At 35.4% G+C, this 15,869-nt stretch carries 16 protein-coding genes; 11 read left to right on the top strand and 5 right to left on the bottom strand.

Translation table 11 applies throughout. The features are described from left to right. The first annotated feature begins 65 nt into the window (after positions 1-65). Both nhaA and MUB18_RS12160 read left to right on the top strand, forming a co-directional pair. Entirely contained in the window at positions 66-1,250 is a 1,185-nt protein-coding gene (nhaA, locus tag MUB18_RS12165) for a Na+/H+ antiporter NhaA (RefSeq protein ID WP_248753265.1), read from the top strand. A gap of 40 nt (positions 1,251-1,290) precedes the next feature. Next, on the top strand, positions 1,291-1,971 hold the full coding sequence (locus MUB18_RS12160) for a potassium channel family protein (protein ID WP_045752322.1): 681 nt from the start codon (positions 1,291-1,293) through the stop codon (positions 1,969-1,971). Between the two features lie 53 nt (positions 1,972-2,024). Here MUB18_RS12160 and MUB18_RS12155 read toward each other — a convergent pair whose 3' ends face one another. Further along, positions 2,025-2,864 (bottom strand): universal stress protein, encoded by an 840-nt coding sequence (locus MUB18_RS12155; RefSeq protein ID WP_248753264.1) that lies wholly within the window; start codon positions 2,862-2,864, stop codon positions 2,025-2,027. Between the two features lie 219 nt (positions 2,865-3,083). Between MUB18_RS12155 and MUB18_RS12150 the strand changes: the two genes are divergently transcribed. The 3 genes from MUB18_RS12150 to MUB18_RS12140 all read left to right on the top strand — a co-directional run bounded on the left by MUB18_RS12150 (position 3,084) and on the right by MUB18_RS12140 (position 4,662). Continuing rightward, positions 3,084-3,797, top strand: coding sequence for a helix-turn-helix transcriptional regulator (locus tag MUB18_RS12150; protein ID WP_248753263.1), 714 nt, complete (start codon positions 3,084-3,086; stop codon positions 3,795-3,797). A gap of 61 nt (positions 3,798-3,858) precedes the next feature. Continuing rightward, positions 3,859-4,317, top strand: coding sequence for a GyrI-like domain-containing protein (locus MUB18_RS12145; protein WP_248753262.1), 459 nt, complete (start codon positions 3,859-3,861; stop codon positions 4,315-4,317). A 6-nt stretch (positions 4,318-4,323) separates the two neighbouring features. After that, positions 4,324-4,662 carry a DUF1801 domain-containing protein gene (locus MUB18_RS12140; RefSeq protein WP_045752325.1) on the top strand — a complete coding sequence of 113 codons (339 nt, stop codon included), beginning with the start codon at positions 4,324-4,326 and terminating at the stop codon, positions 4,660-4,662. Positions 4,663-5,066: 404 nt separating this feature from the next. Here the strand turns inward: MUB18_RS12140 and MUB18_RS12135 are convergent, their stop codons facing one another. Continuing rightward, positions 5,067-6,491 carry an alanine/glycine:cation symporter family protein gene (locus MUB18_RS12135; RefSeq protein WP_248753261.1) on the bottom strand — a complete coding sequence of 475 codons (1,425 nt, stop codon included), beginning with the start codon at positions 6,489-6,491 and terminating at the stop codon, positions 5,067-5,069. Between the two features lie 306 nt (positions 6,492-6,797). Here MUB18_RS12135 and MUB18_RS12130 point away from each other — a divergent pair, with 306 nt between their 5' ends. Both MUB18_RS12130 and MUB18_RS12125 read left to right on the top strand, forming a co-directional pair. After that, entirely contained in the window at positions 6,798-8,120 is a 1,323-nt protein-coding gene (locus MUB18_RS12130) for a mechanosensitive ion channel family protein (protein ID WP_248753260.1), read from the top strand. An 86-nt stretch (positions 8,121-8,206) separates the two neighbouring features. Further along, positions 8,207-8,476 (top strand): hypothetical protein, encoded by a 270-nt coding sequence (locus tag MUB18_RS12125; protein ID WP_045756159.1) that lies wholly within the window; start codon positions 8,207-8,209, stop codon positions 8,474-8,476. Positions 8,477-8,644: 168 nt separating this feature from the next. Here MUB18_RS12125 and MUB18_RS12120 read toward each other — a convergent pair whose 3' ends face one another. Continuing rightward, a complete protein-coding gene (locus tag MUB18_RS12120) occupies positions 8,645-9,940 on the bottom strand; it encodes a DUF389 domain-containing protein (RefSeq protein WP_248753259.1) in 1,296 nt (431 codons plus the stop codon). A gap of 199 nt (positions 9,941-10,139) precedes the next feature. Between MUB18_RS12120 and MUB18_RS12115 the strand changes: the two genes are divergently transcribed. Further along, the gene (locus MUB18_RS12115; RefSeq protein WP_262917494.1) at positions 10,140-11,534 is read left to right on the top strand and encodes a TrkH family potassium uptake protein; all 1,395 of its coding nucleotides are present in this window, start codon (positions 10,140-10,142) and stop codon (positions 11,532-11,534) included. Between the two features lie 3 nt (positions 11,535-11,537). After that, positions 11,538-12,221 carry a potassium channel family protein gene (locus MUB18_RS12110; protein WP_045752975.1) on the top strand — a complete coding sequence of 228 codons (684 nt, stop codon included), beginning with the start codon at positions 11,538-11,540 and terminating at the stop codon, positions 12,219-12,221. Between the two features lie 128 nt (positions 12,222-12,349). On the opposite strand, the gene glmM is transcribed toward MUB18_RS12110, so the two are convergent. Further along, positions 12,350-13,732 carry a phosphoglucosamine mutase gene (glmM, locus tag MUB18_RS12105; protein ID WP_045752976.1) on the bottom strand — a complete coding sequence of 461 codons (1,383 nt, stop codon included), beginning with the start codon at positions 13,730-13,732 and terminating at the stop codon, positions 12,350-12,352. Positions 13,733-13,937: 205 nt separating this feature from the next. Here glmM and MUB18_RS12100 point away from each other — a divergent pair, with 205 nt between their 5' ends. Both MUB18_RS12100 and MUB18_RS12095 read left to right on the top strand, forming a co-directional pair. Then, complete coding sequence (locus MUB18_RS12100; protein ID WP_045752977.1) at positions 13,938-14,522, top strand: phosphatase PAP2 family protein; 585 nt, start codon at positions 13,938-13,940, stop codon at positions 14,520-14,522. After that, entirely contained in the window at positions 14,519-15,340 is an 822-nt protein-coding gene (locus MUB18_RS12095; RefSeq protein ID WP_248753257.1) for a ZIP family metal transporter, read from the top strand. The genes MUB18_RS12100 and MUB18_RS12095 overlap by 4 nt, the downstream gene beginning before the upstream one ends. Here the strand turns inward: MUB18_RS12095 and MUB18_RS12090 are convergent. After that, positions 15,337-15,813, bottom strand: a complete 477-nt coding sequence (locus MUB18_RS12090; protein WP_045752979.1) for a MarR family winged helix-turn-helix transcriptional regulator — start codon at positions 15,811-15,813, stop codon at positions 15,337-15,339. The genes MUB18_RS12095 and MUB18_RS12090 overlap by 4 nt on opposite strands. Positions 15,814-15,869: the final 56 nt, after the last annotated feature.

Raw genomic sequence — 15,869 nt, 5'->3', positions numbered from 1 at the left:
TCTTTTTTACTAGTTGGAGGTTCCAATGATTTGTATTTTTGTACTGAACTTTTACAATTGAAATTATGGAAAAAGGAATTAATCTAAATGTTTTTAAAGATTTTTTCAAATCTAGTAATGCTGGCGGAATACTATTATTTATCTGTGTCATTATTTCATTAATCATTGCAAACACATCACTCGGATCATCTCTTCAGGCGCTTTTAGATTGGGAATTGGGATATGAATCAACTGCTGTCCATTTAAAATATAGCGTGCTCCTTTGGATTAATGATGGTTTAATGGCAATCTTCTTCTTGCTGGTAGGCTTAGAAATTAAAAGAGAGATTGTAGAAGGCGAATTGTCCTCTCCTAAGAAGGCTTCATTACCTATCCTCTGCGCAATAGGTGGAGCAGTTATTCCTGCGCTGATTTATTTGAGTATAAACGCAGGAACAGACACTGCTTCTGGTTGGGGCATTCCGATGGCTACAGATATTGCATTTGCTTTGGCTGTTATAACGCTGCTTGGAAACAAAATACCAGCAAGCTTAAAAATCTTCTTAGCCGCTCTGGCGATTGTGGACGATTTGATCGCAATTTTAGTAATTGCATTATTTTACTCTTCTGGTATTGAAATTACTTATCTGATATATGCCGGAATTGGTCTTACTATTCTAGTCATTATGAATAGATTAAATATCTTAAATCCCTACTTGTACCTTATTCCCGGTGTATTTATTTGGTATTTCATACACCATTCAGGTATTCACGCTACTGTTGCGGGCGTATTGGTTGCCATGACGATACCAACTAACGATACGGCAATCGAATCACCATTAGAGCGATTAGAGCATGCTCTGGTAAAACCTGTCAATTTTTTAATTATTCCCATATTTGCCTTTGCAAACACCAATATTACCATTCAAAGCGAAATGATTCATGGCTTAATAGCTCCGTTGGGTCTCGGTATCAGCCTTGGACTTTTACTAGGAAAACCTTTAGGGATATTTTTGATGGCCTTCATCTGCTCTAAATTAAAAATTAGCAGCCTACCGGAAGGTAGTAATTTAAAACATATAATAGGAATTGGATTATTAGCCGGTATTGGTTTTACAATGTCTATCTTTATTTCCATATTATCTTATGAAAATCCTTTGTATGTTAATGAAGCGAAGTTATCTATTCTGATTTCATCAGTTTTAGCTGGATTAATTGGATATTTTTTATTGAAAAGTTTCGGTAATAAAAGATCAACTGAACAGCTTTAATACAAGATCTGACTGAGACGATACTTTTTAAAAAATAATTTTGAAACATACACTTCATAAAATAAAGAACTACTGGCTTTCTGATGCTAGTTTCGTAACCTTGCTGGTTATGTTGATGTTTATGGTATTTGTCATGCCTATTCTACTGGAACAAGGTTTTGCAAATATCATTATACTAAATGTTTTATTTTTGGTATTGTATTTTATTGGAATTTTTTCCAGTAAAGAAAGGTGGAGTATTTATCTATCATCACTCTTGTTTTTTGCTCATTTAATCCTACAGCTGATCAGATTTGACGATACACCAAAAGAATACTACCTGATCGAACGACTGGCAGGGCTTATCAATATGAGTCAATTTATACTTATTAATATTCGATTACTTTTCAGGGACACCAATACGAATAAGTACCGAATCATCGGTGCTATAAATGTGTATTTGTTATTTGCTTTGATGGGAGCTTTTGCTTTTGAAATTTTAAACATACACACAGGAAAATCGATTACCGGAAATGTGCTGTTAGCAAATAATGACATGGATTATTCCGTATATATTTACTACAGTTTAGTTTCCCTTACAACAGTAGGATATGGCGATATCTATCCGGACGGAATGTCGGCCCGAATGCTATCAGTGATGTTGTCCGTAATTGGAATATTATACCCAGCAGTAGTCATAGCGAGATTAGTCTCTAATAATGGCAAATCAAATCAGGTATAATATACCATATAGGGTCGCTCTCGTATCCAAAGCGGCAGCATTTAATACTGTCTCTAAGGAACCAACATCAATATGGGCACTCGGGTGTGAACAGCCAACTTTTTAGAAGCACTTTTACGAAATAAAGTGGCTAAAAAGCCTAATTTCCGAGGTGCTGTAACTAAGAGGTCTATGTGATGATCTTCTACATAGGTGTTAATTTTCGAAACGATATCCTCTCCTTCCAGATAGGAATAAATAGGCTCAAGACTGTCTAAACTTGAATGTAAAAATGACTGCTCTTCTATAAGTTGAGCAGCAGACTGCTGACCTAGGACACTAACATTGACGACATGCCATTCTAAACTCAAGAGCTCCTGCATCTGAAATATCGTTTTTACAGGTAGCCTTTCATGCAAATGTGATAAATCTACAGCTAAAAGTGCTTTTTTATAAAGATGTGCCGGATTCATTTCTGGAACCAGCAATAGATTAAAGGCATGTGATTCGATGAGATCAACGGTTGTTGATCCTACACTATTTTTTCCCCCATCGTCACTTCCTCTCAAACCAACAACGATAAGGTCAATCTTCTCATTTTCAGAAATTCGCAGAACACCATCCATAACGGTCAATAAGTCGTAATGTGCACTCACCTCTGTTATCGGGGATACTGTTAAAAGTTCTTGTTTAAGAAGGCGCAATTTTCCTTTCACATCCTCTATTTCCATTTCATCAATTACTGGGGGAGGAAGCATGAAATCTCCGGTATTATAAAATTTGCTATTAAAATAAGCCAGCGAATGATAAATGATCACATTGTTAATTTTTGTCCGTTTAGCTATAGTAAGTAGCTGATCAAAGGCATGCCGGGCGGCAATAGAAAAGTCGGTTAAAAATATAATTGTCTCCATATTATTAAATTATACAATCGGTTTATCAAAAAATGTAATCTTATTTTTAAAACAATAGCGTGCAAACATTGTTTTAAAAAATTTGATTTGAATCAATACTCCTACTTTTTCATTTATTTTGATTTTAAAGTATTGCATTTAAACAACTTTATTTGATATTTTTGATTTGATCATAGATGAATGATGGCAAATCAATAATAGTAAAGCTCAAAATTATAAATGGATAATGGCAAAGATATCAAAAGGCTCTCCCGACTAACAGCGATCCTGACCCAATTGCAAACCAAACGTCTTACTAAAGCTTCTGAATTAGCCGAAAAATTCCTTGTGACGAAAAGGACAATCTATAGGGATATAAAAGCTTTAGAAATGGCCGGTGTACCTATATTGGTTGAGGAGGGAAAAGGTTATTCTTTAATGGAGGGCTATCGTGTTTCTCCTATAATGTTTACTGAAAGTGAAGCCTATGCATTGATTACAGCAGAACAGCTGATCCTAAAAAATAAAGACAGTTCCTTCGTTAAGGAGTATTCGGAAGCCATAAATAAAATTAAATCTGTACTCAGAAATAATACAAAAGATAAATCAAATTTACTTTCCGATCGCGTGCTGTTCAGAATAAATTCCAATAATAACAGAACTAGCCATTTTCTGTCAACCATACAGCTGGCTATGACAAATTTTAAACTTATTAAAATCAAATATCAGTCTTCAGAAAACAAACAATCTACTGAAAGAAGCATTGAACCTTTTGCAATGTACAGCACACAGGAAAATTGGTTACTTATCGCCTACTGTCGTTTAAGAAAGGATTTTAGAACATTCCGTATTGATAGAATTTTAGATCTGTTCACCCTAAACGAAGAGTTTGAGCCAAATGATATGACGATGCAGGAATATTTTGAAATCTGCAAAAAGAAATCTATTTCATAGCCCTTGACATAAGGTTGTCGCAGGACCATAGTAGTTTTGTCACGTACTAAATAATTAATACATGAAAAAAATTACCATTGAGCCATTTAAATTGATTGGCATTTCTATCAGAACAACAAATGAAAACGGTCTGGCCATTACAGATATTAGCGATTTATGGAGAAGATTTATCAAGGAGAATATTTTGGAGGCAATTCCAAATAAGATTGACAACACGATATATTCCGTATACACGGATTATGTAAGTGACCATACTGAGCCATACACGACAATAATTGGATGTAAAGTAAAAAGTTTATCGACAATTCCAAAAGCAATGGTATGGAAATCAATTGACGGCGGAAACTATTTGAAACTAACTGCCAAAGGAAATTTAATGAACGGTTTGATCGTAAATAAATGGCAGGAAATCTGGAAATTAGATCTAAATCGAGTATTTACTGCAGATTTTGAAGTCTTTGGAGAAAAGGCACTTGACCCACCCCATGCAGAAATTGATTTTTTTATTGCAGTAAAATAAGAGTGTATGATCGAGCAACTAAATAATTACTATCTAACCAAAGAAGAACCAGTAAGGGGCTGTTTACTTGCATTAAGATATATTATCCTTAATCAGGATAAAAATATGACTGAAACCCAAAAGTGGGGAATGCCCTGCTTCTGCTTTAAGCAAAAAATAGTTTGCTATTTATGGACAGATAAGAAAACAGACGAACCCTATATTCTTTTTGCTGAAGGAAAATATCTTGAACACACTGAGCTGGAAGCAGGCCACCGCAGTCGCATGAAGATTTTGCGATTAAACCCAAACCTAGATCTACCAAAAGTGACGATTGAAAATATCTTACAGCAAGCTTTAGCATGATATAGGACTGGTATGATAAAAATTAAAAACAGCAAGCAATCCTATCTATAATAAAAGTAAAATGATAGCCATTAAAAAGTAAAGAAACCAAAAGGGAAATGTTAAACTAAAGAGCGTCATCAGATAATTCTCGTCGTTCATGCCAGTGAGCAATTCATACTCATATCAAAATAGAACATATTGATTAGACATCAAATGAAAGCAAAATGTATTTTAATAAAAGTAGCTTACGAAAGTTGGCACTCTATTTTCAACTTCCGATGTCAGTATAGGTAGAAGGGAAAATCTATTAGGTATAGAATACACTGGCATATAAAAAATGTTGTCGGCATCATTATTGGAACAGCTAAAGAGTTGAATTATAGTGATAATTTTATCGCTGTATGAATGTTCTATGCGATCAATTAATTATCCCATTCACTGACATTTTTTATCTTGTAAATGGTATTATCAAATACAGGATCTTTACCTCTCTTTTTTTGTTTTTCATAATCTTTGAATAGTAACAGTACTTTATTGTGCAGAAGTATAATGGCTACAAGATTGAGCCAGGCCATAAGGCCTACACCAATATCACCTAAATCCCACGCCATTTTTGCTGTTGTTAGACAACCAATAAAAACTGAAAATAAAATCATCAATCGAAGTCCCCACAATAGAAATATAGATTTTCTACTACGCAACATAAAACTAAGATTGCTTTCTGCAATATAGTAATACGCCATTATGGTTGTAAATGCAAACAAGGTAAGTGCTACTGCTACAAAACCACTACCCAATAGAGGAAAATGGGCACTCACTGCATACTGTGTAAATTCTGCACCTATAGCCACTCCAGGAATATTGTTAACGATAAAGGAGCCATCCGTTGCCTGTACGTTATACATTCCAGTGAATAAGATCATAAATGCAGTTGCGGTACACACAAACAGCGTATCTATGTAAACTGAAAATCCCTGTACCAAACCCTGCTTAATGGGATGAGATACTTGAGCTGCTGCAGCTGCGTGTGGAGCAGTACCTTGTCCGGCTTCATTACTATAGATGCCACGCTTCACCCCCCAGGATATAGCCGCCCCTACAATACCACCAAAGGTGGCATCTGTACTGAATGCAGATGAAAAAATCAGGCGTAAAACATCTGGAATCTCCTGAAAATTTAATCCGATAATAACAATAGCCATCAAAATATAAAGTCCGGCCATAAAGGGTACGACATATTCGGCTACTTTACTGATTCGTTTTACACCTCCTATAATAATTATTCCTAAAACAAAACTGATGAATATACCCATAATGACTGGAGATAAGTTAAAGGCGCTTTTTACAGCCACAGCGATGCTATTGCTCTGTACACTTGGCAATAAAAAGCCTGTACTGATGATGGTCACTAAAGCAAAAATCCATGCAAACACTTTATTATTCAGTCCTTTTTCAATATAATAGGCAGGGCCTCCGCGAAACTCCCCATCTTTGGTTTCTTTATATAATTGTCCTAAAGTAGCTTCAATAATGGCCGATGAGCTTCCTAAAAAAGCAATGACCCACATCCAAAATATCGCACCTGGCCCTCCCATTCCTATAGCTGTTGCAACACCAGCAATATTTCCTGTGCCAACGCGACCCGAAATAGCTAATGAGAAAGCTTGGAAAGATGAAATTCCTTTGTTGTCGTTATTTTTCACAAATAATAGTTTTATCATCTGTTTGAAGTACAGTAATTGTGGAAATTTAAACCGAATCGTAAAATACACACCAGTTAAAAGACAGAGGTATATCAAGGCCTTCGACCAGACAATATTATAGATGAGATCGATGATTTGCTGCATAATTTAGTCGTATTTATAGTTTTGAAAAGTCTCTAAAATAAGTAAACTATGATGAAAAATCGTTTATTTTATTCTTTTTTATCATGTCATTTCATTTTAATGAATATCAAATTTCCTTCCTTTTGCACTATGGTTGTTTATTATAACCATTATTTATTATTCGATATTATTAAAGGTTCAACCGTAATTTTGGCAAGAGAAAGCTATATGTGAAGAGCAGGAATATGTGTTTAGATGTACGAGGTAGAGTTGTAAATAGGAGTTTTAAAACGCTACTATTTATTTTTCGTACATTTGTTTGTTAATATGGAAAAAGCAAACATCATTAACATTACGGAAAAAACAACAAGTTCAATTTATCAATTGACATTCAATCTCGTGGAATCAATAGGAGTTCACGACAAAAATGCACACATCTTAAGTGCTACCTTTCTCATAATCGCAACTTTTATACTCTTACTATTTTTAGATTATATTTTGCGTTTTTTTTTCAATTCAATCGTTACCGGATTTATTAAAAAAAGTAAAAACAACTGGGATGACAAGTTACTTGAAAATAAGGTACAGATCCATTTAAGCCGTTTGATACTAATAGCAATAGCTCAACAGTTGCTACCCTATATTTTTATTGGGTTCCCTTCATTCATCGATATCATTACCAAACTGCTCGGAATACTGATGATTTTTGCTATCTACGGTGTAGCAAATGCGCTATTAAAAACTTTGAGAGATATATTGCGTTCTTCAAAAGCATTTTTGGATAAGCCTGTTGATAGTTATCTCCAAGTATTGCAGATCTTCCTAATCTTTGTCGTTGGAACTCTTATTGTTTCTGCAGTTACAGGCAACTCTCCTTGGTCATTTCTGGTCTCTCTCGGAGCTGCATCTGCTATATTGATGTTGGTTTTTAAAGACACCATACTCGGATTCGTAGCGAGCATACAGGTGTCAGCAAACGATTCGGTTCGCGTGGGAGACTGGATAGAAATGCCAAAATATGGGGTCGATGGCGATATCCTACAAATAAATCTGAACAATGTCCGCGTACAAAACTGGGATAAAACGATCGTCACGATACCGACCTATACATTACTCAGTGATTCCTTCAAAAACTACAGGGGTATGCAAGAAAGTGGCGGTCGGAGGATCAAGAGATCTATCAACATCAAAATATCGACGATTCGTTATCTCAGCAATGAAGAAATCCAAGAGCTTAAAAAAATTGCACTTTTAGCTCCTTATATAGAAAAAAGGGAAAAAGAAATAAAAGAGTACAACGAACAAAACAAAGTAGACCCCACGGTTCTTGTAAATGGTAGAAGGATGACCAATATTGGATTATTCAGAGCCTACATTAAAGCTTATGCCGTGCAAAATCCAGATATTCATCAGCAGTTGACATTATTGGTTCGTCAATTAGCTCCCAATGAACATGGACTTCCCTTGGAACTTTATATGTTTACAAAAGGAACACAATGGTCATTTTTTGAGGATACCATGTCCGATATTTTCGATCATCTATTTGCCGCTATTAAGTATTTTGATCTAGAGGTTTTTGAACTGCCTGCATCAGATGATCTTCGGAAGCATTTAAATCAGAAGCATTCTCCATCAATGTTAAAACCATAGCATAATGCAACTATTGATTTTTTTATCGTGAGAAAATTATATTAAGTAGTCCTTCATCTGTAGAAATTGAAATAAAACACGATGCTATGACTGATTTTCAATGTGGGGTCGGTAGCCAACTTGAAGAAATATCAGACTTCTTACTTGAGGAAAAAAATGCACCAGAAATCGGTACAATGAAAACCCATGTTCCTATGACTTATTTTGGAGATGAACGTCAGGGATATGATATTCAATATTTTACCAAAAATGAGATTATTAGTGATTTTCTCAAACAATATCAACGTTTTCTATCCTTATCATCACATGAAAAAAACGAGATTTTCATAGGTAGCAATCTAAAAGATCAGGATTAACAATAGCATCAGTTCGCATCGTCTTTTTTTAGAACAGAAGTAAAATGTGCCATATAGATTTAACGAATATGTAAATAACAAATTTAGAAAAGGCGACTAAACATCCGATTTAAAAATTGTCTCTACAGTACTCGTCCAGTAGTTGATACTGGACGAGTACTTTCAATGCTACTCTCCCTTCAAGATCTTAATATCGGAACCTTTAATTTTGATGTTCAACCAATTTTTAAGTTTTGCGAGCTCTTTACTATCTAGTTTTTCTTTGCTATTATAAAATAATATCGTTTCCATTTTGGTACTATCAACGGTATTCACCGCTAGCTGCTTTCCGATCGAAAAAGGAGTTAACGTTGGAAATAACGTTGTTATTTCCTGAATTAATTCCTGATCATCAAACTTATAAGTTGCAAGTTCTTTTCGAAGATTTTGAATAGCGATATCTTTTTCCGATACATTTTCCGAACGCCTACTGATTTCAGCTAATATATCACGCTTCAAATCAGTACTATCTTGACGGATCAGCAATTCTGTATTATTAATATGATATAGATCGAGTTTACTTTTGAGTTCAACTAGCTCAGATTTTGAAAATTTCTTATCCAAAAAAGCGAGTTCGATTTTTTTGGGACGACTGTTAAACTGTGTTTTTTCATAAATCAAGGTATATCCCTTTTCTACAAGTTCATTTTGGATAAAACTATTGACTTGTTGTGTAAACTTCTTCTGTTGCAATAAAGCATATGCCAAATAAAAACTAGGAATGATCATCACCAAAATTAACAAGGTAATCGTTCTTGTAATACGCTTTTTCTTCCCTTCATTTAAAAAACTGACGCTAGGGTATTTTAGAAATTTGACAATAAGAAAAGTCGATATACAGATAAAAAAGCAATTGATCATATAGAGATACATAGCACCTCCGAAATAAGATAGACTGCCGATGGCCAGCCCATAACCTGCTGTACACAGCGGTGGCATCAATGCAGTCGCAATAGCTACGCCAGGTATCGGATTTCCTTTCTCTACCCTAGTGATTGCGATAACCCCCACCATACCTCCAAAAAATGCAATCAATACATCGTATATATTAGGAGATGTCCGCGCAAGTAACTCGGATTGAGCTTCTTTAAAAGGACTAAGAGAAAAATATATAAACGACACTATTAAACTAACTAGCGTCGCTATGATTAAGTTTTTTAAGGATTTTTTTAATAATCCAAAATCATATGTTCCCAAAGCAAAACCGGCACCAACTATAGGTCCCATGAGCGGTGATATCAACATTGCTCCAATAATAACCGCTGTAGAATTGACATTTAACCCTACTGATGCAATCACAATAGCACATGCCAATATCCATAAATTAGCTCCACGAAAAGAAATATTAGCCGTTACATTCTCTAACACCTTATCCTTCTGATCCTCTCCTTGATGCAGATTTAAAAACTCTTGTAATTTATTCAAAATATATGTTTTTTATGACCTTACGTACCTTATAAAAAGGATTATTTTGAATACAATATAACATATTCTGTAAACTTTATAACCATGTAAATAGAAATAAAAGTATTCACTTTACAGCAACTCTTTATATTCTAAAAAAGAAAACTATAATTGGACATAATTTTATAGATTTGTGACTGATTTCCTCCAAATTCTTGAAATGAAGCACTCTTATTTGAAACGATCCACTTTAACCCCTACCCAGCTTTTTATATTAAGTTTTATGATGTTAATCCTTGGTGGAACAATATTGTTAATGCTGCCCATTTCACTCAATAAGGATCTGTCTTTCATAGATGCCCTATTTACATCTACTAGCGCAGTGTGTGTTACAGGACTAATTGTTGTGGACACCAGCAGTCATTTTACGCTATTTGGACAGATCATTATCTTGATGCTCATACAGGCTGGAGGATTGGGTATACTTACTTTTTCCAGTTATTTCAGTTTTTTTTTCAAAGGGGGTTCTTCTTATGAAAATCAATTAGCAACCAAAGACTTTATGAATGCCGAGCGAGTCGGAGAAGTATTTACGATGCTAAAACGAATATTATTGATCACCTTTATCGTGGAAGGAGTTGGAGCTCTATTGATTTATACAACATTGGATAGTACGCTGATACCACAATGGGAGCACCGTATTTTCTTTGCGGTATTTCACTCCATTTCATCTTTCTGCAATGCAGGCTTTTCGACATTACCATTGGGGATGATGGAAACTCCTTATCTCTATAACTATCCACTACAAGTAATTATAATCCTATTATTCGTATTTGGTGGTCTTGGGTTTCCGATCGTTATTAATGTAGTCAAATACTTAAAACATCTTCTTAACCGAATGATCATGTGGATCACAAAAAAACAAGATCATTACATTCCTAGGGTACTAACGATTAATAGTAAAGTGAATCTGATTACTACTTTTTTACTTATCGTAATTGGTACTTTAATTCTATATATTAAAGAATATGATCATGTACTAGCTGCACATCATGGAGTGGGCAAAATCGTAACGGCCCTTTTTACCGCAACGACTCCACGGACAGCTGGCTACAATTCCATTAATTTTCATGAGCTGTACTTTTCTTCCACCCTATTGATCATTTTGTTAATGTGGATCGGAGCTTCTCCAAATTCTACGGGAGGTGGTATCAAAACAAGTACCTTTGCATTGGCAATCTTTAACTTTATATCATTAGCAAAAGGCAGAGATAGAATTGAGGTATTTCAACGCGAAATATCAGAAAGAACTATTAGAAGAGCTTTTGCTGCCATGACGCTTTCTTTATTGGTCATTGGTATTGGCGTATTTCTAATTGCAACTTTCGATCCTAAACTGAATCTTTTAGATATTGCTTTTGAATGTTTTTCAGCTTATAGTACCGTCGGTCTAACTTTGGGGATCACAGCGGGGCTAAGTACAGCAAGTAAGTTGGTCATCATTACGATTATGTTTATCGGAAGAGTAACCATGCTGTCGATACTGGTATCAGTATTCAAAAAGATTAAATTTACAAATTACCGTTATCCAACGGAAGAAATGACTATTATATAATATATGAAATTTATCGTAATCGGATTAGGAAGTTTTGGCGCATCTCTAGCAGAGAAATTAACAATACAAGGCAATGAGGTCATGGGTGTTGACAACCGTATGGAAAAGGTCAATATGCTAAAAGATAAGATCACCAATACCATCTGTATTGATGCAACAGACGAAACTGCATTTACAAGTCTCCCGCTGAAAAATACGGATATAGTAATCGTGGCAATTGGGGAAAACGAAGGGGCTAATATAATGGTAACTGCACTATGTAAAAATCATTTTGTAAAACGCCTTATTAGTAGAGCGATCAATCCACTTCATGAAAAAGTTCTTACCGCTATTGGCGTTAGCGAAATTGTGCATCCAGAAGAAGAAACCGCCGAACGATGGGCAAAAAAATTATGTTTGAACGGACTTATCGAATCCTTTGAGCTGAATGCAAATTATAGTATCATTGAAGCGGTGGCGCCTAAAAAATATGTAGGTAGAAATATTTTGGAAATTGGATTTAGAGAAAAGTTCAGTATACTGGTCCTGACCATTATTAAGAAAACCGAACAAAAAAATATATTCGGAGAAAATAAAATGGTTTCCACTGTCTTACACGGTATACCAGATCCTAAAACAATCATTCAAGACGGTGATATATTGGCGTTATATGGAAACAACGAAGACCTCAAGAAATTCTTAAAATAAACGCTCCAAAAATAAAATAAATTCCTTCCCTTACTGTTTTAACGAATGTGGAAATAGTGGCATACACTAAAAGCAGAGAGCCTTTTTATGATCAATAAAAAGGCTCTCTGCTTTTAGTGTAAATTACTTTATTTAATGATTTCTTCGATCTCCGCTATGATTTTTTGAGCGATCGATTCTGCAGCCTCTGCTGTTGGGCCTTCAGAATAGATACGAATGATCGGCTCTGTATTGGATTTACGCAAATGCACCCACTCGTTCTCAAAATCTATTTTTAATCCATCAATCGTAGAGTGCTCTTCATGCTTATATTTTTCTTCCATTTTCGCCAAAAGACCATCAATATCCAATTCAGGAGTTAATGTAATCTTATTTTTCGACATGAAATACTGTGGTAATTCTGCTCGGTATTCAGATACTTTTTTACCCAATTTTGCTAAGTGCGTTAAAAAGATCGCTACACCTACTAGCGAATCGCGGCCATAGTGCGATGCAGGATAGATCACACCACCGTTGCCCTCTCCACCAATCACAGCATGTACTTCTTTCATCTTAGTCACGACATTTACCTCACCAACAGCAGCAGCAAAATATTGCCCACCATGTTTCACAGTGACATCACGCAACGCTCTTGTTGAAGATAAATTAGAAACTGTATTTCCTTTTGTATGTTGTAAAATATAGTCTGAGACAGCTACCAACGTGTATTCTTCTCCAAATAAATCACCATCTTCCATCATAAATACCAAACGATCTACGTCTGGATCCACAGCAATACCCAGATCGGCACCATTTTCCAATACCGCTTTAGAAAGATCCGTCAGATTTTCTTTCAATGGCTCTGGATTATGCTGAAATTTTCCATCAGGCTCACAATGTATTTTATAGATAGTCTCCACACCCAGTGCTTCTAACAAAGCTGGGATAAACAGTCCACCTGTACTATTAACAGCATCTACCGCAATTTTAAAATGTGCGTTTTTCACAGCCTCCGCATCGACCAAATCCAATGCTAATACATCATCAATATGTTTTTGCATATAGCTGTTATCTTTAGTCACTTGACCAAGCTCTTCAAATCCTGCAAAATCAAAGTCTAAGCTTTCACCTAAAGCCAATACTTCCTTACCTTCTGCATCATTGATAAATTCTCCTTTTGCATTTAACAGTTTTAAAGCATTCCACTGACCAGGATTATGGGAAGCCGTTAAGATGATTCCTCCTCCTGCATTTTCTTTAGGAACAGCAATCTCTACTGTCGGAGTTGTCGAAAGACCCAAATCGATCACATCTACACCAATACTCTGTAAGGTACCGATAACCAAATTACTGACCATTTCACCAGAAACTCGTGCATCACGACCGACAACAATTTTGTTGATCCCAGTTTGATTCACGATGATTTTACCATATGCTGCGGTGAATTTCACGATATCGATAGGTGTCAACCCTTCTCCAGAACGACCACCAATGGTACCTCTAATACCAGATATTGATTTAATTAAAGTCATGTTAAATTACGTTTATTCTGTAAAAATAAAACAATAGTCCTAATATTTATAATAAAGCGTTTCCTTTTGTAAAATAATTATACTACTTTTGTTGCAACATTGTTTCTTTTACATATATATCGGCATCAAATTGAAATTATTTATACATTTGAATTCAGATCGCGACGAACTGTTATCAAAATAATTTCAATTTTAATACATCAACATGATTGACCAAATAGTACATATAGATCAAGAAATTTTTTTAGCCATCAATCAAGGATTAAGTAATCCGATTTTCGATTGGCTACTTCCTATTTTAAGAAATCCATATACTTGGGCACCTTTATACTTGTTTTTGGTTATTTTCTTCATCAAGACCTACGGTAAGACAGGTATCCTGATTGTCGTCATGACATTGGCTACATTTGGAGCATCGGATGCAGTATCATCCCATTTGATTAAAAAATCAATTAAGCGCGTAAGACCATGCAATGATATTGTATTTAAACAAGAGGTCAATATTCGGGTGAGATGTGGTTCAGGTTTTAGTTTCACGTCTTCACATGCGACCAATCATTTTGCTCTAGCATTTTTCTGGATCGTATTATTCAGAAGAAAATGGAAACATGCGATGTGGTTATGTATCACATGGGCGACATTAATTTCCATATCGCAGATTTATGTGGGTGTTCACTATCCATTTGATATTTTATGTGGAGCCATTTTAGGGATATTGATCGGTTTAGCAATGGGATATATCTTTAAAAAAATAAAACCAGAATTCTTTAATCCTGTAATAGCCAAATGAGCGCAATCATCTTAGTCAGTATTCTATTTTTCTCCGCATTAGCGAGTGGTTTGGCGGTCTTCTTTGTCAAAAGAAATAATACGAATTTACTAAAATTAATACTATCCTTTAGTGGTGCATATCTATTTGCAATCACCGTTTTGCACCTGATACCTCATGTATATCAGACACGTACTACGGATGCAGAAATATTAGGGATATATGTCTTAGGTGGTTTTTTGTTTCAACTCATCTTAGAGCAGTTTTCTCAAGGTATCGAGCATGGCCATCTGCATCATGAAGAAGGACATCATCATGCTTTCCCCATGGGCATTATGATCAGTTTATGTCTACATGCCTTTTTAGAAGGTATGCCATTGGCGGCAACCCATCAAACAGAGTTGGTTTTTGGTATCGCGATCCACCATATTCCAGCAGCATTCGCATTGGGGAGTTTGCTCATCAGCACACATCTTTCCAAAAGGAGTATTACGACACTTTTAATTGTTTTTGCGGCGATGACCCCACTGGGTTTCTCCTTCAGCAAAGCGATCAGTACAGGAGAAATTGGCAATATTCAACAGTATTTTGATAAAATCATGGCTGTCGTCATTGGTATATTTTTACATATATCAACAACGATATTATTTGAATCGGGATCTGCAGATCACCATAAATTCAATAAGAAGAAAATGATCGCTGTTTTTGTTGGAGTTGCAATAGCACTGATGAATTTTCTATTTGATGGACATGACCACAGTCATTCTTCTGGCGATCATCCACAAGAAATAAATCATGATCATGATCACAGTCATGATCATGAGGATCATCATCATTAAATATTTTTTATTTCAGGATCTGGGCTTCCTCTAAATTTATCTAAAAGTTCGTTCAATTGGAGACATTCCGATTCTGAAAGATGATTGGGCAATATATCATTCAGCAGCATATCTTGTTCCAATTCTTCCAAGACGTTGAGCCCAGCCTCTGTGATCAACAGATTGACAGCACGCTTATCGGCATTGGACTTACAGCGATCGACCAATCCTTTAATAACCAATCGATCTATCAATCTGGATATATCAGGCGTATTGGTCAACATCCTTGATTTTATCAAATTATTAGTAACAGGAGTCGGAAATTGCCCTCGTAATATCCGTAAGACGTTGAATTGACGTAATGTAATTTGCTTCTGTTCCGCCCGCTTCTCTAAAAGCGCAGTTACCCAGTTACTTGTGTACAATAGGTTAACAGTGGCGCGTTGCCACTCCGTACTAAATTTATTCACTTGTATGGCTTCATCAATTTTCATATTTTAAATATATCACATATTTATCATAAATGTATAAGAATTATATTAGAATCATT

The sequence above is a fragment of the Sphingobacterium sp. PCS056 genome (genome assembly GCF_023273895.1).
In the GTDB taxonomy this organism is placed as follows: Bacteria; Bacteroidota; Bacteroidia; order Sphingobacteriales; family Sphingobacteriaceae; genus Sphingobacterium.
Note: the sequence above shows the minus strand (reverse complement) of the source record. Positions and strands in the feature narration are given on the sequence as shown.